The organism is Kitasatospora sp. NBC_01300, from assembly GCF_041435235.1.
Taxonomy (GTDB): domain Bacteria; phylum Actinomycetota; class Actinomycetes; order Streptomycetales; family Streptomycetaceae; genus Kitasatospora.
Genome location: NZ_CP108409.1, coordinates 293701 through 313520, shown reverse-complemented (window position 1 = coordinate 313520; position 19820 = coordinate 293701). Strand labels below are relative to the sequence as shown.

General features: G+C 70.8%; 17 protein-coding genes and 2 pseudogenes. 7 read left to right on the top strand and 12 right to left on the bottom strand.

Annotated features, from left to right (window positions below; genetic code table 11):
- Positions 1 to 9: 9 nt before the first annotated feature.
- The 3 genes from fabF to OG556_RS35025 are packed head-to-tail and all read right to left on the bottom strand — an operon-like array spanning position 10 to position 5683.
- Positions 10 to 1287 carry a beta-ketoacyl-ACP synthase II gene (fabF, locus tag OG556_RS35035; RefSeq protein ID WP_331743372.1) on the bottom strand — a complete coding sequence of 426 codons (1278 nt, stop codon included), beginning with the start codon at positions 1285 to 1287 and terminating at the stop codon, positions 10 to 12.
- On the bottom strand, positions 1284 to 2999 hold the full coding sequence (locus OG556_RS35030) for a thiamine pyrophosphate-binding protein (RefSeq protein WP_331743369.1): 1716 nt from the start codon (positions 2997 to 2999) through the stop codon (positions 1284 to 1286). Before OG556_RS35030 ends, fabF begins: the two co-directional genes overlap by 4 nt.
- Positions 3000 to 3013: 14 nt before the next feature.
- Entirely contained in the window at positions 3014 to 5683 is a 2670-nt protein-coding gene (locus OG556_RS35025) for an aldehyde dehydrogenase family protein (RefSeq protein ID WP_371523080.1), read from the bottom strand.
- A 223-nt stretch (positions 5684 to 5906) separates the two neighbouring features.
- Between OG556_RS35025 and OG556_RS35020 the strand changes: the two genes are divergently transcribed.
- Positions 5907 to 6191: a hypothetical protein gene (locus OG556_RS35020; protein ID WP_331743363.1), complete on the top strand. Its 285-nt coding sequence runs from the start codon at positions 5907 to 5909 to the stop codon at positions 6189 to 6191.
- 315 nt (positions 6192 to 6506) lie between these two features.
- Here the strand turns inward: OG556_RS35020 and OG556_RS35015 are convergent, their stop codons facing one another.
- Entirely contained in the window at positions 6507 to 7775 is a 1269-nt protein-coding gene (locus OG556_RS35015) for a phosphatidylserine decarboxylase family protein (RefSeq protein ID WP_331743360.1), read from the bottom strand.
- A 259-nt stretch (positions 7776 to 8034) separates the two neighbouring features.
- Positions 8035 to 8994 (bottom strand): annotated as a pseudogene (locus tag OG556_RS35010) (phosphotransferase family protein).
- A gap of 228 nt (positions 8995 to 9222) precedes the next feature.
- Here OG556_RS35010 and OG556_RS35005 point away from each other — a divergent pair.
- Positions 9223 to 9903: a hypothetical protein gene (locus tag OG556_RS35005; RefSeq protein WP_331743357.1), complete on the top strand. Its 681-nt coding sequence runs from the start codon at positions 9223 to 9225 to the stop codon at positions 9901 to 9903.
- A gap of 233 nt (positions 9904 to 10136) precedes the next feature.
- Positions 10137 to 10718 (top strand): annotated as a pseudogene (locus OG556_RS35000) (short chain dehydrogenase); the annotation flags it as partial.
- Positions 10719 to 10857: 139 nt separating this feature from the next.
- Here OG556_RS35000 and OG556_RS34995 read toward each other — a convergent pair.
- A complete protein-coding gene (locus OG556_RS34995; RefSeq protein ID WP_331743355.1) occupies positions 10858 to 11406 on the bottom strand; it encodes a YceI family protein in 549 nt (182 codons plus the stop codon).
- A 263-nt stretch (positions 11407 to 11669) separates the two neighbouring features.
- Positions 11670 to 12317, bottom strand: coding sequence for an NAD(P)H-dependent oxidoreductase (locus tag OG556_RS34990; protein WP_331743353.1), 648 nt, complete (start codon positions 12315 to 12317; stop codon positions 11670 to 11672).
- Positions 12318 to 12419: 102 nt separating this feature from the next.
- On the opposite strand from OG556_RS34990, the gene OG556_RS34985 reads away from it, so the two are divergent.
- Positions 12420 to 12827: a helix-turn-helix domain-containing protein gene (locus tag OG556_RS34985; RefSeq protein WP_331743351.1), complete on the top strand. Its 408-nt coding sequence runs from the start codon at positions 12420 to 12422 to the stop codon at positions 12825 to 12827.
- Positions 12828 to 13047: 220 nt separating this feature from the next.
- Here the strand turns inward: OG556_RS34985 and OG556_RS34980 are convergent, their stop codons facing one another.
- Positions 13048 to 13425 (bottom strand): hypothetical protein, encoded by a 378-nt coding sequence (locus OG556_RS34980; protein ID WP_331743349.1) that lies wholly within the window; start codon positions 13423 to 13425, stop codon positions 13048 to 13050.
- A 159-nt stretch (positions 13426 to 13584) separates the two neighbouring features.
- Positions 13585 to 14568 carry a TetR/AcrR family transcriptional regulator C-terminal domain-containing protein gene (locus OG556_RS34975; protein ID WP_331743347.1) on the bottom strand — a complete coding sequence of 328 codons (984 nt, stop codon included), beginning with the start codon at positions 14566 to 14568 and terminating at the stop codon, positions 13585 to 13587.
- A gap of 166 nt (positions 14569 to 14734) precedes the next feature.
- Between OG556_RS34975 and OG556_RS34970 the strand changes: the two genes are divergently transcribed.
- On the top strand, positions 14735 to 15844 hold the full coding sequence (locus OG556_RS34970; RefSeq protein WP_331743345.1) for an FAD-dependent monooxygenase: 1110 nt from the start codon (positions 14735 to 14737) through the stop codon (positions 15842 to 15844).
- A 505-nt stretch (positions 15845 to 16349) separates the two neighbouring features.
- Here the strand turns inward: OG556_RS34970 and OG556_RS34965 are convergent.
- The gene (locus tag OG556_RS34965; protein WP_331743343.1) at positions 16350 to 16847 is read right to left on the bottom strand and encodes a MarR family transcriptional regulator; all 498 of its coding nucleotides are present in this window, start codon (positions 16845 to 16847) and stop codon (positions 16350 to 16352) included.
- 18 nt (positions 16848 to 16865) lie between these two features.
- Here OG556_RS34965 and OG556_RS34960 point away from each other — a divergent pair, with 18 nt between their 5' ends.
- Positions 16866 to 17768, top strand: coding sequence for an alpha/beta hydrolase (locus tag OG556_RS34960; RefSeq protein WP_331743341.1), 903 nt, complete (start codon positions 16866 to 16868; stop codon positions 17766 to 17768).
- 139 nt (positions 17769 to 17907) lie between these two features.
- Positions 17908 to 18456: a histidine phosphatase family protein gene (locus OG556_RS34955; RefSeq protein ID WP_331743339.1), complete on the top strand. Its 549-nt coding sequence runs from the start codon at positions 17908 to 17910 to the stop codon at positions 18454 to 18456.
- Between the two features lie 60 nt (positions 18457 to 18516).
- Here the strand turns inward: OG556_RS34955 and OG556_RS34950 are convergent, their stop codons facing one another.
- On the bottom strand, positions 18517 to 19212 hold the full coding sequence (locus OG556_RS34950) for an alpha/beta hydrolase (protein WP_331743337.1): 696 nt from the start codon (positions 19210 to 19212) through the stop codon (positions 18517 to 18519).
- A 357-nt stretch (positions 19213 to 19569) separates the two neighbouring features.
- A complete protein-coding gene (locus OG556_RS34945; protein WP_331743335.1) occupies positions 19570 to 19713 on the bottom strand; it encodes a hypothetical protein in 144 nt (47 codons plus the stop codon).
- Positions 19714 to 19820 lie beyond the last annotated feature (107 nt).

Below are 19820 nucleotides of genomic sequence, written 5' to 3'. Positions count from 1 at the left end.
GCCGGGCCCTCACACGGCTCGGACCACGAGAGCGGCATTGTGGCCGCCGAAGCCGAACGAGTTGCTGAGCGCGATCCGCATCCGCTCGTGGTGCTGCGCCCGGTGCGGCACGAAGTTGATGTCGGGGTCGATCGGCTCGTCGCAGTTGATGGTCGGCGGGACGTCACCCGTGCGCAGGACCTGGATCGACGCCACGAGCTCGACCGCTCCGGCGGCACCGATCATGTGCCCGGTCATCGACTTGGTGGAGCTGACCGGGATCCGGGTGACCCGGTCACCCAGCACCGTGCGCAGGACGGCCGTCTCGGTGGCGTCGTTCAGCAGCGTTCCGGTGCCGTGCGCGTTGACGTAGTCCACGTCCGCCCCCGTGATCCCCGCGTCCCGCAGCGCCGCCTCGACGGCGAGGCACGCGCCGCGTCCCTGCGGATGCGGGGCGGTCCAGTGATGGGCGTCGGAACTCGCTCCGTAACCCGCGAGTTCGGCCAGAGCCGTCGCCCCTCGCCGGTCGGCCACCTCGGCGGCCTCCAGCACCACCACGGCGGCTCCCTCGCTCATCACGAACCCGTCGCGGTGCGCGTCGAACGGCCGGCACGCCGCCGTCGGGTCGTCGTTGCGCGTGGACAGCGCGCGGGCGTTGCCGCTGCCCGCGAGGTCGACGGTGGTGACGCAGGCGTCGGCGCCGCCGACCAGGACGACGTCCGCCTCCCCGCTGCCGATCATGCGCATCCCCGCGCCCACCGCGTCCGCGCCGCTGGCGCACGCCGTGCTCTGGGCCCGGCTGGGCCCCTGCGTGCCGAGACGCATGCTGATCTCGCAGGCGGCGCTGTCCATGGCGGTGGTGACCTGGGTGAACGGGCTGATGCCCCGCGGCCCCTTGTCGCGCAGGATGTTCGCGGCACGGTAGATCGACCCGACCGGGCCGTAGCCGCTGCCGATGACCACGGCGACCCGCGGCGCCAGGCGCTCGTCGACGACGAGCCCGGCGTGCTCGCACGCCTCCAGCGCCGCGGCGAGGGCGTACTGCGCGTACGGGTCGGCGCGGCGGCTGACCGCCAGCGGCATGTAGCGCCCGGGTGTGAAGTCGCGCACCTGGCCGCCGATCCGGACTCCGAGACCGGTCACGTCGATCGCGTCCACGGTGGCGATGCCGCTGCGCCCGGCGAGCATCGCCGACCATGTCTCGCCGACACTGTGGCCGAGCGGCGTCACCGCCCCGTACCCGGTGACCACCACCCGGCGCCGGGACGGGCTGCGCCCGGCGTCGCCCCGCTCTCCTGCGTTCGTCACTGGGGAACCACCTCGGCGTCGCGGATGCAGGGGAGGATGTCGTCGGGTGCGACGGGCACCATGAGTACGGCGGTGCCTCCCCGGGAGCAGAACCGCCGCGCGGCAAGGATCTCCTCGGTCAGCGCGGCCTTGTCGCGCAGCACTCGGCACTGGATGTCAGGCCCGTCCACCGCGGGCGGCGGCGCGCCCGGGCGGGTGAAGGGATGGCGTTCGGCGTCGAGACCGAGGCGGGCTCGTTGGGCGTCCAGCCAGCCGTAGCCGCCGTTGCACAGCACCACGTACAGCACGCCGCCGTGGGCCGGAGCGGTGACGGCGATGTCCGCGCGGGCCGCGAGGAACGCTCCGTCCCCGATGAACGCGGTGACCTCGTGGTCGGGGGCGGCCCGTTTGACCCCGATGGCCGCGGCGGCTCCGAAGCCCAAGGGGGTCTGCTCCGACGGCACGATGGACCCGCCACCGACGTGGAAGGGGAAGCCGTAGGACCACATGTCCTGCAGCCCGTTCTCCTGGACCAGCACGCGGCGCTCGCCGGCGGTGGCATCGAGCGCGGCGAGCAGCTCGGCGATGCGGATCCCCGGCAGTGTCGCCGCGCGGGCCAGTTCCTCCTCCACCTCGAGCGACATGGCCTTACGGGCGACGGCGATCCTGCCCGCCCACGCCTCGGTCGCGGCCGCGCGCTCGGCCTCGCCGCCCTCCTCCAGCGCCCGCGACCAGCCGAGCACGGCGTACCGGGCGTCCCCGAGCACCCGCGGGCCCGCGAACTCGGCCGACAGGCCGCCCGGATCCACGTTGACCTGCACCACCGCGACCGGGGGCCACGGTGTCCCGCCTTCGGTGACCGTCTCCTCCAGCCGCCCGGCGAGCGAGACCACCAGGTCGCAGGAGGACCACAGTTCGCGGGCGGGGGCCGCGGCGTAGAGGCCCGCCACGCCGCAGAACAGCGGGTGGTGCTCGTCGACGGCACCGCGGCCGGACGCGGTGGTGAACAGTGCCGCGCCGAGGCGTTCGGCGAAGCGCTCGACCACGCCACCGCTGTTGCGGTGCCGCATTCCGCCGCCCACCAGCACCACCGGGCGCCGGCTCTCGCGGATCGCCGCCAGGGCCGGTCCCGGCGTCACGGGAACGGAGTCGAGGAGCAGTGGTTCGGGCAGCGTCGGCCACGGCCCGGTGACGAGGAGCTCCGCCGTGCGGACGTCATCGGGCACCTCCAGGTACACCGGCCCGGGCGGCGGCCCCAGAGCCCGGGTCAGCGCCGTCACCGTCGCGGGGACGACCCGGTCCGGATGCCCCACCCGGTGCGCCCACCGCACGAGCGGCGCTGTCACGGCGACCTGGTCGAGCTCCTGGAACCCGCCGCTGCCCCGGCGGTGTTCGGGCACGCCGGCGGCGAGCACGAGGACGGGCGCACCGGACTCCCGCGCCTCCAGCAGCCCCGTGGCCGCGTGTGTGACGGCCGGGCCCTTGCCCAGCGCGCATACGGCGAGCCGGCCGGACTGCAGGGCGTAACCGGTCGCCATGTACATCGCGTTGCGCTGGTCACGGCACGGTACGAGGTCCAGGCCGGCGGCGTCGAGGGCGCGGAGCAACGCCAGGTCGTCGCCGGGCAATCCGAAGCACGTGTCCACCCCGTTCGCCACCAGCAGGTCGACGATCGCGGACCACGCGTCGGCGTACCGTTTGCTCACCTGGCTCACCTGGCTCAGCCTGCTCACCTGATTCACCTGGCTCACTCCCCGCTCGCCGTGACGGGGGCAGCCGCGGGGAGGGTCTGCGCCACGGCCTGCGACATGAGCAGCGGTTCGGCGTGCCGCTCGCCGCCGTAGGAGATGTAGTTCGCCCGCATCCCGAATCCGCCGAACGGGCGGTTGCCGTCCTCGGCGTCGAGCAGCGTGTGGTCGACACAGGTCTGGTGACGCTTGGCCAGGACATCCACCGTCTGCGGATCGCTCCCGTAGACCATCGCTCCCAGCGCACGCTCGCTGAAGTAGGGGTTCGACAGCCGTTCGCGCAGCAGCCTCGCGCTGGGGTAGGCCACGACGTTGAACACCGGGGCGAACATCTCCTCCAGGGGGATCTTGTCGTCGAAGCCCCAGAGCAGCACGGTCGGCTCGATCTTGCGGGACGGCAGGTCGATGCGCCCGCCGTGCCGGATGCGGCGCGCATGGTGCACCAGGTAGCCCGAGCAGTTCACCAGCGCCGAGTCGTAGAAGATCGGACCGTAGTCGGCGGCGGGGTCGCCGTTCCGTCCGAAACGCAGCGAAGCCAGTTCGGCGGACAGCAGGTCGACGAATTCCTCGGTGCGGCCCTTCGGCGTGAACACGACGTCAGGACCGAAGCAGTCCTGGCCCGAGTTGTAGAGCCGGAGCCTCGTGACGTCGTGCACGGCTCGGGTGAGATCGGCGTCGGGTGCGATCACGAAAGGGTTGATGCCGTTACCGAAGAAGAGGAGGAGCTGGTCTTCCGCCAGCCCCTCGCGGACGGTCTCTGCATTGGCGTAATTGCCGGTGAAGACGACGAGGTCCGCTTCGCGTACCGGGCCCGTCACGAACTTGCGCTGACTGAGCTCGGAAAGGCTGATGGGCAGGCCGTGAACCGGTGCCAGCAGGTCGTGCAAGCGCTGCATCTGGCTTTTGATCTCGGAGGAGGGCCGAAAGGTGATTCTTTCGCTGTAGAGGGATGCTATGAGCATGTAGAGCGCGTAGGAATGGAGCGGCATGTTGGAGGGCATGAACACCGCGACCCGAGGCACGTAGCCGGGCCGGACGCGACGGATCTCCTCCTCCGCCCCGTCCAGGGTGGCGAGGAACGAGCGGATCTCCGCGCCGGCGGTGTGGTGGGGCGAGATCTCGGTGAGGATTCCCATCACCGCGTCCTCGTTGTCGGCCACGTACCGGCGCACCGCGCGCAGCGCATCGACCCGGTCGGCGAAGGGGATGCGGTAGCCGCTCCCACCGACGGCTGAGTCGACGGTCGGGTCGGACGCGGTGACGTCGGTGGTCGTCCTGGGCGATGCGGACAGCGAGCTCATGGCGATCTTCTCCAGAACGGCCCGGTCGGGCTTTCCCGTGTTCGTGAGGGGCAGCGAGGGAAGCACGACGATGTGGTCGGGCTGCTCGTAGCGCGCGAGGACAGGGCGCAGCAGCCGTTTCCAGTGCGCGGGCTCGTGAGCGTCCGGGTCCGTGATCACGAACACCAGGCGACAGCCCAGACGCGCGTCGGGGACCGCGACGACCTCCGTCTGCGCGCCGGCCGACTCGGCCAGCTTGGCCAGGTGGTCGGGATAGAGCGTGTGACCGTCACGGTGTGCGGCGTGCTTGCGTCCGACCGGGAAGACGCGGCCGGCGTCGTCGACCAGGCCGATGTCACCGGTGCGGTGAACGGGACCCGCAACCGGAACGACCTCGCCGTCGGGGCCGAGGTGGCCGGTCATCAGGCCGCTACTGCGGACGACGAGCTCGCCGAGCCGGCCGTGCGGAAGCGGCCTGCCGTGGTCGTCGTGGACTTCGACGACCACACCGGGCAGCGGCGTGCCGCACCCGACCGGATCGGCAGGGGGCGCCAGCGCGATGTTTCCGGCCTCGGTCGCTCCGTAGCCGTCGAGCAGGTGCCGGCCCGTGCGGGCGTGGAACCGGGCCGCCAGGCTGCTCCCCAGCGGCGCGCCGCCCACGCACCAGGCCCGTACCGTCTCCAGCGCGTTCACGAGGGCGGGGCGACGGTCGAGCAGGTTGAGCAGGCTGTAGTAGGTCGACGGGGCCCCGTCGACGACGGAGAGGCCGTGGTCCACGCCGACCGCGAGCGCATGGTCCAGGCGCGTGGTCGGCCCGTAGACCACGAGCGTGCCTCCGCCCAGCCACCAGCAGAGGACCAGTGACAGACCGTACTGGTGGGAGTACGGCAGGACGGGCAGGAAGACGTCGTCAGGCCGGTACCCCATGCGTTCCGCACTGAGCGCGAGGTTGTCCAGGATCGAACGGCCGGAGCGGACGATGCCTTTGGGGCTGCCCGTCGTACCCGACGACCAGGAGATTGCGGCGTCCTGACGCCGTGCCCAGCTCGCGACGTCGGGCACGGCAGAGGTGTTCGAAGCGGGGCGCGGCGCCGCGGTGCCGCCCCTACCGTCGCCGATTTCGAGCACCACGCGCGCCTGGGCGCGGATCTTCGATCGCTGCGACGGGGTGGCGCGATGATCGGCCAGGACCACCGAAGCGTCGAGGTGAATGAGCGCGAGCAGCGTGACGACCCATTCCGGGGAATTGGACCCGCTCATCATCACCCGCGAACCGGGTTCGACGCCACGGCGTGCGAGGAATTCGGTGGCGGCGATTACGCGGGCCGTGATTTCGTCGGTTTCCCAGATGTTTCCATCGGGCGAGATCAATTTCCTGGAAACGGGCAACTTGTGCTCCTCAAAACCAGGTGGTTCAAATTGACTGTCCCACACCCGAAGAACGGTGTCGAGTGGTTCGGCGAAATTCCGCTACCTGTACGGGGTGATTGGGAGCGCAGTGACGAAAGGGGCATATGAGGAGTGAGGTATTCTCAATAGAAATCATTTCATATGCCTATTGAGGGTGGCTCTGCATGCGCCGTGCGCCGACCGATACCGGACCGTGCCGCGGGTGGACTCACGCGGTTCATCCGGCTGGAGCGGAAATCGCGCCCACCCAGAAGCGGAGGACGCCATCACCGCGCTGAAACAGTTCCTCGAACAGCCCGCCCTGAACCCGTGGTATGCCTGCGAGGAGCCGAAGTACAGCATCCACTCCGCGCCCGAGAGCGTGGACATCGGCGAACTCGGGAAGATGACGCTCGCGGAGGCGTACCTGCTGGACCTCCTCGGCAAGGCGAAGCACCAGGGCGACCGTGAGGCGACGGCCCCGAAGGCGGTGCCCGCGATGTCGTAGCCATGGCCGTACCTGACCGAACGCCCCGACTCGGAAGGTGGACCGAGGCGTTCGGCCGGGTACGGCCATGGTCACGACGTCAGTAGTCCGTCTGGGACGGGGGGAGCAGTCCGTGCCTGCGGAAATCCTCGTACCTGCGGGTTGCTGTCGCGCACGGTGTCCGGGTTGAACTCCTGGGCGCAGGAGAGCACCGGATCCCCTGCGGCGTGAGATTCGTGGTGTTGCTGCTGCGGCCATCGCGCCCCCGGCCCCGGGCCACACGATCCGGCGGTACCCGGCTGCCACCGGCCGGCGCCCTGCCGGATCCCGTGGTCCTCAGGGGGTCTGGGCGATCTGAGAGTTGACCGCGCACCACTGGCCCTGCGTCATGTCTCCGGTCGTGTTGTCCCGGACGTCGAAGGCGGATACGGCACCTGGTTGGAAGACCAGCACCATACTGGAACCGCCGTAGCTGAAGTACCCCAACTCGTCGCCCTTGTCGACGTGCTGCCCCTGCGTGACCCCGATGGTGAGCGAGGAGATCTCGGTGATGCCGACGGGCATCACGCAGACGACGCCGACGGGGTCGGGGCTCTTGATGAAGATCAGGGCGCGGGCGTTGACCGAGGCCTCGTAGATCTGGGACTGAACTCCGGCATCCTTGTCGTAGCCCGCCGATTCGAGTTCGGTGAACGTGAGCCCCTCGACCACCCGGGCGCTGATGACCGTACCGCTGACCGGGGTGTGCCAGCGGTGGTAGTCACCACCGGAGAGGAACGACTGGTAGACGGCGCCTCCGACGAAGCCGTCCGTCAGATCGCTGCCGTCCAGCATGTCGTAGAGGGAGTAGCGCTGGCCCTTGACCCAGAACTCGTCGGTGCGCTGCACGTTCCCCTGGATCTTGACCACCTTGCCGTCGTTGGGGGCGACGATGACCTTGGGATTCGTGCTGCCAGCGACCGGGCGTTTGCCGGGCCTGACCTCCCGGTGGAAGAAGTCGTTGAACGAGGCCAGCCCACCGTAGGGCTGGGTGAAATCGACTTCGAAGTCGTCGAGCTTGAGCTTCTGCCGAGCATCCGGTGACAGCCACTGGTCGGTGGTCAGCACCTCACGGCTGGCCGGGCTGTCCAGGTACGTGCACCACTCCCGCAGGATCCCCAGAAGCGCCCTGTTGAGGTCCCTGTTGCGGAACGCCGCTTCGCCGGCGGGCGTGTACATCATGTCGACGAACAGGGCGGACATCGGAAAGTGGACCTCGTCGGTGTAGCGCGGGGCCCAGGTGACGATGGTGTCGAGGTGGTCGAGCAGGTCGGGAATGTCGCGCACCTTGCCCTTCCAACTCTCCGCAGCCTGCTCGATCATCAGGCTCACGTACATCCGCACCACGGGATCCCGGTCGATCAGCCTCGCCAGCTCGGCCACCGAGTTGTGCCGGACGATCGCGCCCTGCGCCTGCTGCCGCTCGACGTACCCGCCGAGTTCGTCCAGCCAGGCGTGGACGACGGCCCGGTCCGCCGGAAGGTACCCGGCGGCCCGGCCGAACGAGTTCTGGTAGCGGGCCTCAACGGCCTGCTCGGTGTACTGATTGCCGTTACTGTGCGTCACTGGTTTTCCTTCGCCCTGGCTGGTGAACTGAACGCCCATGGAGGGCCTGACTCCGCGTCCACGTTCGGCAGCGCGACCTCGATCCGTGGCGCGCGGTGCTGCACGGCCCGAACGAGGTGCTTTCGGAGCGACCTTGAACCCACCCACTCCCCGATAGCATTATCTGCACACGACCTATCCGGCGTCCACTCGAACAGTTGCGCAGAGTCACATTTGCCCAGTCTCCTGGCGCGCAGGCCGCGCTCCGGCCCGCCTCGGCTCAGCCCAGGGCGTCCACCAAGGCGGTGACGTAGGCGTCCAGCCGCTGCTCCACGGCGCGCGTCGTCAGCTCCGTCCTCCCGGCCTCCCGCCAGGGCCGCGCCACCGACCGCACTTCCTCCGAGCACGCCAGTCCGTCCCGCACCCGCCAGTACAGCCGCTCGCTCGCGGTCGCGGCCGGCACCCCGCCGGCCTCCTCGTACGCCTCGGCGAACCGCTGACCCCACGCCGGGCCGTGCAGCAGCGCGAGATTGGTGGAGCAGTGCGCCACGTCGAGGTCCGCCGGGCCCCAGGAGGCCGCCGCCCAGTCGACGACGCCGGTGATCCGCACACCTGCCTGCCCTGGGGGCGGCACGTCGAACAGTACGTTGCCGGGTTGGAAGTCCCGGTGCAGGAACCGTCCTTCACCGGGCGGCGGGGGCCTGCGGATCACGTCGATCGCCGCGGCCCATGCCGCCGCGTCGGCGCCCTTCGGCACCACGACGGTGTCGGCGGTCGTCAACGTCACATAGTCCCGGGGCCGTTCGGTCGGCCGCAGCGCGTGGATCGCGACGAGCTGGCGGGCCAGCAGGGGGACACGTTCCTCCACCCCCTCATCGTCGAGGACCGACCGGCCCGCCAGATGCGTCATGAGGAGCGACGGATACTCGCACTGTGCGGCGGTCGGATCAACCGCGACCAGCGCAGGAGCCGGCACGCCGGTCCCCGCCAGCAGGGTCAGGGCGCCGGCCTCCCTGCCCAGCCAGTCGTCGGCGTGCTACACGGAGAACGGGTCGACGAAACTCCGCAGCACCAGGTCACGGGTGCCTCCGTCCCGCGCGCCGATGGTCAGCCTCCGCATTTCGGCGGTGATGCCGCCGTGCAGTACCTCGATCCCGACGATCCGCTCGCCGGCCCCCAGGTGCCGGCCCACCCAAGCCAGGGTCAACGGTCGAACAGTTGACGTTCCGTCATGGTTGATCACCGTGCCACTTCACCATCCGGGCGGCAGCACGCGCAAAGGCCTTCACCGTCCGGTGGCATCGCAGCTGCCACCGCCAACGCTTACCGCCTGCTGGTCTGGACAGCAGTCGGCGAGCTCGCGTGTCCAACTGTCGCGAGGTGGCTCGCCCGGCCTCGGAACCACTCCTGGGTGTGACGGGCCCGGGTCGAGAATCCGGGTGTCAGAGGCATCCGGTTGGATGAGCACGTGACTGTCCAAGACGTAGCTCGCCAGTTCCCCTCCATCGCCGACCTGCGGAACCTTTGCCGCTCACTGGCGATGCTCGATGCGATCCTGAGCCCGGACTGGGAGGGCCGGTGCTACTCCTTCAATGCCGGCTGGGCCGACGGCGAGGAGATGGCCTCGATGCGGAACGGGTCGGGGGACGAGTACTCCGTCGTCTTCTCGGCGGCCGGGGCGTATGTCCGCGGCTTCGACCACGAAGCGCCGATGAGCCCGTACGGCAACGAGGGCGAGCCCTGGCCGGGGGTGATCGACGATGTCCCGGAGGTCTTCAGGGCCTTTGTCGAGGAGCCGGCGTTCACCGACGAGGACGACGTGCCCGTCGTCACGGCCTGCCTGTGGCGGGGGGTGACGGACGATCGGTGGCAGCACGGCGTGATCGACTTCCCCGCCGGTTCTTCCGACCCCGACGGGGCCACGGGCCTGTTCGAGCTCCTGGTCGACCGTTCGCCGGCAGCGTTCCAGCGCTTCGCCGAGGACTACTACGAGGTCCCCGTGGACCTGGACGCGGTGCGCGATGTGTATGCCCTGCGACCGCTGAGCCAGGAAGTCGTGTCGTCGCTCAACGCGGAGGTCACCCTCGCGGACCTGGCCGAGGACATCGCCGAGATCGGCTACCCGCAGCCGGTCCGGGACGCGACCTGAGCTCCAACGGCCGGTGACTGTCTGATCTGCCGGGTGTTCGTCATCCAGGATCGGACACCGTCTCTCCGAGACCGCAGCGAACCCTGCACGCGGCACAGACGCCGATCGGCATCCCGTACCGGACCCGGCCGAGCGCGACGACGGACACCGCCGGCCCCGACGGCTCCTCCTGGGGTGCTCGTCGATCGGTGAACACGCGCGCTCGGGCTGCCACCACTGTAAAGATCGGTGGCATGAAGGTACTTGTGATCGGGGCGACCGGAACGGTCGGCAGTGCTGTCGTCAGTGCGTTGGAGGCCGCTCATCAGGTGGTGGAGGCGTCGCGTGGAGGCCCGGTGACGGTGGATCTGGAGGATCCCTCCTCTCTGGACGCGCTCTTCGACGAAGTGTCGGGCCTCGACGCCGTGGTGTGCTGTGCCGCCAGCGGACCGTTGGTGGACCTGGTGTCGGCCACGGACGGCGAGTTCGCCGAGGGAATGCGGGCCAAGCTCCTGGGGCAGGTCGCCCTGGCCCGGCGGGCCGTGAGACATCTGCGGGACGGCGGCTCCATCACGTTGACCGGAGGCACGTTCGCCGCTCCGATGGCCGGCGGGTCGCTGGGGGCGCTCATCAACGCCGGCCTGGAGGGCTTCGTCCGCAACGCGGCCGGTGAGGTGCCGCGGAACCTGCGGATCAACCTCGTCAGTCCGGGCTGGATCAAGGAGACCTTGGAGAGCCTGGGCATGGACCCGGCCGACGGCACTCCCGTCTCCGAGGTGGCCCGCGCCTACGTGGAAGCCGTGGAGGGCAGTGCGCAGGGCCGGACCATACGGCCGTGGTTCTCCGGGCGGGGATCCTGTCGCGGGACTTCTCCGACCCGCGACCCGCGGGATCGTGCGTCTGGTAGCCGAGATGCCCGGTCATCTCCGCTTCCAGGGCCCGCCCCGATACGGGTCCGGGTCGGGGACCGGTGGGTCAGCGGTGGGTGAAGCGGGTGGTGAGGGTGACGGTGGTGAGGCCCTTGATCATTCCGGCCCTGTTCCAGTTCATGCCGAAGTCGTTGCGGTCGACGGTGATCTCGCCGCTGAGGGTCACCTCGTGCGGGCCGGCGGCGGTGGCGCGGGCGGTGAAGGTGAGCGGCCGGGTGGTGCCGAGCACGGTGAGGCTGCCGGTGACCTTGGCGGTTCCGGCGCTGTCGGCGACGACGCGGGTGGCGGTGAAGGTGAACGTCGGATACCTGTCGACGTCGAAGAAGTCCGCGGAGCGCAGGTGGGTGTCGAGTTTGGCCTGCTTGCTGAGGATCGATGCGGCCTCGACGGTCAGTGTGCCGCGCGCGGAGCCGTCGGGGCTGATCTCGCCTTCGCCGCTGAGCTTGGTGAAGGCGGCCCTGATCGTGGCCAGCCCCCACATCGACTTGTGCTTGATCTCCACTGACGACGTGGCCGGGTCCAGGACCCAGGGGCCGGTGCTGAGGTCGGACAGCCCGGTGGAGGGCTGGGTGGGGTCGGTGATGTGGCGGGTCATGGCGACCGTCTTTCGCGGTGGGGCAGGCAGTGGGGTTCGGGCGGGGTACGGCGTCGCGGGCTGGTGAGTCGCGCGCCTGCTTCCGCCCGGTGGTGGTGTGGTGGGGCCCGAATCCGGGGGCCTTCGTCGTCGCGGAAGCGGCGCGAGGGCGGGGCGGGGGCGGCCCCGCGACGCCCTCGCGACGACATCAGTGGCGGTGGCGCGGGCCGGGTTCGGTCCGCGCCGTGCCGATGTGCGGCCCGCAGGTGCCGGTCAGGTGCCGGTCAGGCGGAGAGGTCGGCGGCGAGGGCCTTGGCCTTGGCGGCGGCCTGCTCGTGGGCCTGGGCGCGGGAGGCGTCCGACAGGTCGACCAGGTCGGCCATCGCGGGGACGGTGCGGGCCAGGGTCAGTTCGGGCGTGATGACGTCGACCTTGAGGCCGAGCAGGCCGGTCAGCGCCTTCTCCAGGTACTTGGCCGCGAACTCGAAGTCCTCGCGCGGGGTGCCGGGCGCGTAGGAGCCGCCGCGGCTGGCGACGACGGTGACGGGCTTGCCCGCCACGGAGGAGTTCTCACCGCCGGTGCGGCCCATGATGATCACGTGGTCCAGCCATGCCTTGAGGCTGGAGGGGATCGTGAAGTTGTACATGGGGGCGCCGATGAGCACCGCGTCCGCGTTCTCCAGCTCCGCGGCCAGCTCGGTGCGCAGGGCGAAAGCGGCCTTCTGCTCGTCCGTGTGGTCGGCCGGGTCGGCGAAGGCGGCCGTGATGCCGGCAGCGGTGAGGTGCGGCAGCGGCTCGGCCGCGAGGTCGCGGTAGACGACCGTGCCCTCGGGGTGCTGCTCCTCCCATGCCTTGCGGAAGGTGGCCGTGACCTCGCGGGAGGCGGAGCCGTGGGGCAGGGCGGAGGAGTCGAGGTGCAGCAGGGTGGCCATGGAGGGCTCCGGAGCTAGAGGGGGGAAGTTTCTTGCGTAGCTAGTAATAACATAGCTACTTACTTTTCTAAAGTCACATACGGCGCGGGCTACCCTGGTGGCATGGCGAATCACGGCGAGCAGGCATGCAGGAAGGCCGACGAGGGCATTGCGCGCGTCTTCCAGCTCTTCGGCAAGCGGTGGACGGGCCTGATCGTCGCCACCCTGATGCCGGGGCCCGTGTACTTCGCCGATCTTCGGCGGGCCATCCCGGGCATCAGCGAGCGCATGCTCTCGGAGCGGCTCACCGAACTCGGCGAGGCCGGCTTGATCCTGCGGGAGGTGGACGCCGGCCCTCCGCTGCGGGTCTCCTACCGGCTGACCGAAGCGGGCAACGCGTTGGAGCCCTCGTTGGCCGAGCTGGGGCGGTGGGCGGCCACGCATCTGAACGACGGTGCGCCCTGCTCCGGCGGGCCTGGCCGGCTCCCGCTCGACGCGGCCGACGCGACCGGCGGTGCGTCGGCGGGGTGACCGCCGGGCCGGTCGCGGGGCTGACGCTGGATCGGTGCCACCGCGTGCCGCACCGAGGACTGCGAGTCCCGCAGCGGCGTGCACGCCGGGCGGCTCCACCGGCGCTTTCCGTCCGGCCTGTGCGAGGTCGGGAGGCCCAATCCACCTGGGCCGGGGTGGTGCTCGACCTGCGTTTCGCGGCGCCCGTGTGGTGGGCGGGCGTGCGGGGTGGTGCCTGTGGTCACGCCCGGCCGGTCTGCGGGGCGGCGTAGAGGATGCCGCGCGGCTGCACGGTCAGGTGCTGGAGCGTGGCGCCCAGGTCGTGCGCGGCGGCGATCCGGAAGCGGACGCTCGTGTCGCCGTCGGCGAGGACGCGGCCGGTGAGCGGGATGCGGGTGTAGAGGGTGCCGGTCTGCGAGCCCAGGTCCACGGGCTCCCACTGTCGGGTCGCGGTGTCGAACCGTTCCAGGCGGACGTCGCCGGTCTGGAGGTAGGGGCCGTGTTCGGGGGAGACGACGAGGATCTGCAGGGCCTGCGGAAGCCTGGTGCTGTCGGTGTAGCGGACGGTGAACTCCTGCGGGCGCTGGTCCGCGTCGATGCGGTGCGCGGGCAGCGACACGATGCTCAGATCGCCGCCCTGCGTCGCCGCGTCGGACGACGAGGAGTGTGCGGGGTCATCGGTGCGAACGAGCGCAGACTCTTCCAGTCGCTGCTTCAGGCGCGCGGTGGCGCCAGGGCGCGCTGGCAGGCCGGACACCGGGGGAGGCCGCTCGTGTTTCTACGTGGCGGCTTCCCGGCCTTCGACGAGGGAAGCCAGGCCGTCGAGGAGTGTCTTGAGGCCGAATTCGAAGAGCGCGTCGAGACGCAGGTCGTAGCCGTCCTCGAAGGCTCCGACCACCTTGGTGAAGGCCGGGAAGCGGCCGGATTCCACCAGTTCCTGGAGGGCGGGGGTGCGGCTGTCCATCCACTGGTCTTCCGACTGGCCCGTGGTGGCTTCGGCGTGCGCCTCCATCTCCAGGTGCACCGCGAGGCCCTGGACGTGGTTGTAGAGCAGGACGTGGATGTCGAACAGTGCTGTGGGGTCGAGTCCGTGGCCGTCGAGGGCGCTCAGCACCCACTCGCCGTGGACCATCAGATTGGGCACGATCAGCGGGCGTGTGAGGGAGCCGAGTTGGGCCAGCCACGGGTGCCGCCGGTACAGGCTCCACAGGGTCCGGGCGCCCAGCTCGATGCGGGTGCGCCAATCCTCGGGGGCTTCTGCGGGGTAGGACTTCTCGCCGAACGCGGCGTCGGCCATGCGCAGGACGAGGTCTTCCTTGCTCGGGACGTACCGGTAGGTCGACATCGCCGCGACGCCGAGGCGGGCCGCGACGCCGCGCATGGAGAGCGCCGAGAGCCCTTCGGTGTCGGCGATCTCGATGGCGGTACGGACGATCCGGTCGAGGCTCAGCTCCTGCTCCTGCGCCTGCGCGGAGTCCGGGGCGGGTGACGGGCGCCTGCGGGCCGGCGCGGCGGGGGCGGCGGGGGTGGTTCCGGCGACGACCGTGCCGATCCGGGGCCGGGCCTCGACAAGTCCCTCCAGGCGCAGGGTGGTCAGGGCTTTGGTGGCGGTGGCGAGCGCGACGCCCCATTCCGTCGCGATCTGCCGGGTCGAGGGAACCCGGTCCCCGGGGGCCAGTTCACCGTGCGCGATGCGTCGTCGGATCGCGGCGACGATACGCAGATAGGGCGGATCACCAGCTGTCCCTGTGGTCTTCGTCACGACCTGCCGCCTTCCTATTGTGTACTAGTACAGAAGGTAGCAGCGGCAACGCCGAATGGACGGGATTCTGATCTAGTACACGGCCGCAGATGGCTAGTTGAAGGGTCTGCGCGTACGACGTACGTTCAGGGCGCGTACACCGTACAGAGCACTGGAGGAGCTCCTCATGCAGACCGTACTCATCTCCGGCGGCGGAATCGCCGGGCCCGTCCTCGCCTACTGGCTGCGTCGCCACGGATTCGCGCCCACCGTCGTCGAACGCGCTCCATGCCGGCGCCCCGGCGGCCAGGCCGTGGACATCCGCGGTGTCGCACTGGAAGTCGTGGAGCGGATGGGCCTGTTGGAGCAGGCAAGTAGCGCACGGACCCGGATGCGCGGCATGTCGATCCTCGACCCCGACGGCCGCGAGGTCGGCCGCTCCACCGAGGCGACCTTCAGCAGCGGACGGCTCGACAGCGAAGACATCGAGGTGCTGCGCGAGGACCTGGTCAGGATGGTGCACGAGCACACACGCGCGGGCGTCGAGTACCTCTTCGGCGACAGCATCACCGTGCTCGACGAGGACGAGACCGGCGTGCGCGTCGACTTCGCGCACGGACCGTCCCGCACCTTCGACCTCGTGGTCGGGGCTGACGGCCTGCACTCCACCGTACGGCGCCTGGCCTTCGGCCCGGAGGAGCGCTTCGCCCACCACCTGGGCAGCTGCCTCTCGGTGTTCAGCGCGGACAACTTCCTCGCCCTGGACGACTGGCAGGTGTGGCTGCGGGACGGCGACGCGGGCTTCGGCATCATGCCCGTACGCGACAACACCGAACTCAGGATCGCCTTCGGCTTCGAGTCCGCCCCCCTCGCCGAGGACCTCCGCGGCGGCGACGCCCTCCGGCAGCTCGTCGTGGACAAGCTCGCGTCGATGCGATGGGAAGGGAACCGCTTGGCCGAGGCCGCCCGAACGGCCCCCGACTTCTACTGCGACGCCATGGCCCAGATCCGCATCGACCAGTGGTCACGGGGCCGGGTGACCCTGCTCGGGGACGCCGGCTACTGCCCTTCCCCCCTCTCGGGGCAGGGCACCAGCCTGGCCCTCGTGGGCGCCCACGTGCTGGCCGACTGCCTTGCCCGGGCCGACGGCGACCACCGCGCCGCGTACGCCCGCTACGAGCGGCGGATGCGCCCGTTCGTCACCCTCAACCAGGCCCTGGCCACCGAGAACCCCGGCGGACCCGCCTCGGAGGAATCCGTCGCGCACGCCAAGAACGCACTCTCACTGGACGGCTGAGCCCTGTCCCGAGCGGACACCGCAGCCGGCAGGGGGGCTTGAAGCGGCGGCGAGGCCTGCCCGGGGCAGGCGTCGGCCCCCTCTACCAGGAGGGGGCCTCTCCTGCTCCTGCGACTTACACTCTCGTTCTTGACGCCTGCAATGCTTTCGTTGGTGCCGTCCGTGCTCACTGGCCGGACGGAGCGTCGCGTACGACGCGGCTAGATGCTGTTCCGAGAGCGGCCCCCCGCTGGGGGCCTCCGTCCGTGCGCAGTCGGCGGACGGTTCGTTTCGTTTCACCCGGGTGTGCTCGGGACGGGGACCGCTCCTCCGGATAGGCGGTGACGCTCCCGAACTCCCTGCTTTCCGTGGGGCTCTCGCCCTACACGGCTTCCAGGGGACACCTCCAGCCTGCGCCTCGTCGGCCGCGGAGGCAACCCCGGCAGGGCCTTCACCGGAGGTGACGGCGGAGGAGCGCGGTGTCGCCGGGTCGCGCGTAGGCGGGCAGTCGACCGGGCTCGTGCTTTCAGCCGGTGGGGGTGCCGACCTGGTCGCGTTCGAGCGCGGAGCGCAGGCGGCGGAGGGCCTGGGCGGTGGCTGCCGTCGTGGACTGGTCGAGGGTGCCTTCGACCAGCTCGCTCAGGCCCGCGGTGAAGGTTGCCTCGGCGGCGTCGAGGAGCTGTGAACCGTCGTCGGTCAGGGCCAGCAGCGAGGACCGGCGGTCCGCCGGGTTGGCCTGGCGGACGACCCAGCCCTGCTTCTCCAGGCGGTCGACGCCCTTGCTGGTCGCGCCGGCTCCGATGGCGAACTCCGCGGCGAGGTCGGCCACCCGGGCCCCCGGGTGCTCGCGCAGGAACCGCAGGAACTCGAACTGCGAGGTCACGATCCCGTGCCGCTCGCGCAGGCGGTCGTTCAGCGCGTTGTACAGGCGCGTCTCGCAGCGGACGAGATCCGCGAAGAATCCCTGGAGGTCGGCGAGGCGGTCCGATGTATATTCCACGGCATATAGTGTAGAGGAAGCCATTCCACGGGAGGAACGCAGATGAGCAAGGAACAGCTCGCCACGATCGACGCGATGCTCCGCCGGCCCCGGCCGGAGGGCAAGCGCTCCGTCGAGGAGCTGCGCGCCGGGTTCAGGGCGCTGATGGACACGATGATCGTGCCGGACGACGTCCGCACCACTCGGGCCGCGCTCGGCGGCCGGCCCGCCCTGCACGTCACCCCGGACAGCGGCGCGCGCCCGGGCACGATCCTGTACTTCCACGGTGGCGGCTTCGTCTTCGGCTCTCCCGAGACCGCGCTGTCGCTGACCGCGCAGCTCGTCTCGAAGACCGGGCTCGACGCGTACTCGGTGGACTACCGGCTGGCCCCCGAGCACCCGTTCCCGGCCGGCCTGGAAGACAACCTGAGCGCCTACCGCGCCCTCCTCGACAGCGGCCTGGACGCGTCCGCCATCGCGTTCGCCGGGGACTCCGCCGGCGGCGGTTACGCGGTCACCACCGCCCTCGCCGCCCGCGACGCGGGCCTGCCGCTGCCCGCCGCGATCGTGGCCTTCTCCCCGGGCCTGGACGCCACCCGCAGCGGGGAGAGCATGACGACCAAGGAGGACATCGACCCGATCTTCACCCGCGAGGACGTGATGCACACCGGGGCCATGTACCTCGCCGGCCAGGACCCCGAGCAGCCCCTCCTCAGCCCGGCCCTCTTCGCCGACCTGACCGGCTTCCCCCCGCTCCTTCTCCAGGTGGGCGCCAACGAGATCCTCCTCGACGACTCCACCCGCCTCGCCGCCCGCGCACGCGACGCCGGGGTCGACGTCATCCTCGACATCACCGCCGACGCCCCCCACGTCTTCCAGGCCTTCGCCGGCGGCACCCTCGACGAAGCCGACCAGGCACTCGACCGCGCCGCCCTCTTCCTCGCCCAGCGCATCCCCGCGCCCTGACGTCCCGACCGCACCGGTGTGACGGGGCATCACTCCGAGACCGCGGCTGTGCGGACCTGCGGCCGGATAGTGTTCGGATGCAAAGGATCAAGCGATTCCGCCGGGCCGCGCCACGGCCCGCGGACATGGGGAGGTCAACGTGATCGTGGGTACCGGCCGCAGGCTCGTCCTGATCCGTCATGCGCAGGCCGAACGGGAGACGGCGGTCGACGAGGAACGGCGCCTCGACGAGCGGGGCCAGGAGGAGGCGTCCCGGGCCGGACGATGGCTCGCGGGTTCGGGCATCACGCCCGATCTCGCGCGGGTGTCCGGCGCCCGCCGGACCAGGGAGACCTGGGAACGCGTGGGCGCCGCGTTGCCGCGGCTCCCCGAGACGGTCCACGAGCAGGGGCTCTACGACCTCAGTGTGGAGATCCATCGGGGGGAGGCGGGGATCGGCGAGCTGGTCGCGATGGTGCGGGGGAGTTCGGACGACGTGGGCGACCTGGTCGTCGTCGGACACAATCCGAGCCTGCCCGAGCTGGTCCGGCTCCTCGTCGGAACGGCCGACGGCGACCACTCGCGGCGGGTGGAGGAGTCCGGGTTCCCGACCGCCTCCGTGGTCGTCCTCGAGTTCGACGGTTCCTGGCAGGGGATCGGGCCCGGAGTCGCGAGGATCACCGCGTTCTGGACGCCGTCGCAGGGTTGAGACGGTGCGCCTCGGGGCGTCGGTGCGTCCGGTGTCCCGTGAGGTGTTCAGCCGCCGCCGTCACAGGCTCAGCAGCAGGTCCCGGACCGCCGCCGGCTGGGACAGGAACGGGTGGTGGCCGGCGTCGAGCTCGACGACGTGGCCGGCCCGGCGGGCGAACTCGCGCTGCAACTGCGGCGGGGTGCCCCGGTCCTGAGCACAGACCAGGTAGGTCGAGGGCACCTGCCGCCATGCGGCAGCCCGGACCGGCTGCCCGGTCACCCGCACGCTCTGCCGGGCGAGGTGGCCCGCCGCCTGCGCCTGGACCTCGGGGTCGCAGTCCTGCAGGAACGTGTCCACGAGCAGCTCGGAGCGGACCCCGAACGTGCCGGCGTCGGGGTCGACGTCGAGGAACGGGGCGGGGCGGCCGTCCCCGAACTCCGACAGGCTCTGCCCGACCTCGGGCAGGTAGCTGGAGACCAGCAGCAGGTGGCGCACCGACCCGACTCCCGCGGCGGCCTCCGCGGTGACGACACCGCCGTAACTGTGGGCGACCACGACGCTCGGCTCGTCGCCGGCCTGCAGCACCCGCCGCACCGCGGCGACGTCCTCGGGCAGCCCCGGACCGCCGACGCCGCCGGGCGGGCCCGCCTCGCCGCAGCTCGGCAGCGCCGGGGCGACGCTCGGAACCCCTCGCTCCTGAAGCAGGTCGGCGGCGCGGTGCCACCACCACGAACCGTCCCGCACGCACGCCCCGTGCACGAACACGACCCTCATCGCCACCTCCGCGTCGACCTCGACCATGCCGTCGGTGGTCGCTGTGATTCGTGGCCGCGTGCGGGCTGCGCGAGACTCCGCATGCCTGGATCCCGTCAGGCCCGCCCCGGACCGCTGATCCTGGCCCCCTGGAGCACCCGCTACAGCGACCTCGACGCCCTGCTGCGCCTCACCGTCCACGATGACACGGCCGCCTCCGGGCTGTTCCCGGAAGCGGTACGGAGGGCGAGCCTGCGGCCTGCGGGAGCCGCAGCGGAAAGGGCCCTTCCGGTGGCGACCGACGGGGCCCTTCTCGTAGCTGGGCAGCGCTCCGTTCCAGCACGGGCGAAGATCAGCCCGGACCGAAGCGCGGGCGTATCACTCGGTGTCGGTGGTCACCGGAACCTCGTCCTCCCGAATGATGATGTGATCCTCGCCCTCGATCTTGATTTCAGTGCCTGCGTACTTGCCGGACGGAGTCTTGCCCTCGGCGGACGCCGTCGCCTTGCTGTCCTCGGTCATGTCTCCTCCTTCTTTCGGCCGACACGGTGTCGACCCGCACTGATCCTGTCATGACCAACCGTCACCGGGCTATCACTCTCGACAGATCGGAGGATCCACTTCGGCTG

What these genes read in the sequence shown, in the direction of transcription:
- OG556_RS34995 (WP_331743355.1), bottom strand. Translation starts at nt 11,406, where the DNA reads ATGACCCGCCACATCACCGACCCCACCCAGCCCTCCACCGGGCTGTCC.
- OG556_RS34990 (WP_331743353.1), bottom strand. Translation starts at nt 12,317, where the DNA reads ATGGCCACCCTGCTGCACCTCGACTCCTCCGCCCTGCCCCACGGCTCC.
- OG556_RS34985 (WP_331743351.1), top strand. Translation starts at nt 12,420, where the DNA reads ATGGCGAATCACGGCGAGCAGGCATGCAGGAAGGCCGACGAGGGCATT.
- OG556_RS34970 (WP_331743345.1), top strand. Translation starts at nt 14,735, where the DNA reads ATGCAGACCGTACTCATCTCCGGCGGCGGAATCGCCGGGCCCGTCCTC.
- OG556_RS34965 (WP_331743343.1), bottom strand. Translation starts at nt 16,847, where the DNA reads ATGGCTTCCTCTACACTATATGCCGTGGAATATACATCGGACCGCCTC.
- OG556_RS34960 (WP_331743341.1), top strand. Translation starts at nt 16,866, where the DNA reads ATGAGCAAGGAACAGCTCGCCACGATCGACGCGATGCTCCGCCGGCCC.
- OG556_RS34950 (WP_331743337.1), bottom strand. Translation starts at nt 19,212, where the DNA reads ATGAGGGTCGTGTTCGTGCACGGGGCGTGCGTGCGGGACGGTTCGTGG.
- OG556_RS34945 (WP_331743335.1), bottom strand. Translation starts at nt 19,713, where the DNA reads ATGACCGAGGACAGCAAGGCGACGGCGTCCGCCGAGGGCAAGACTCCG.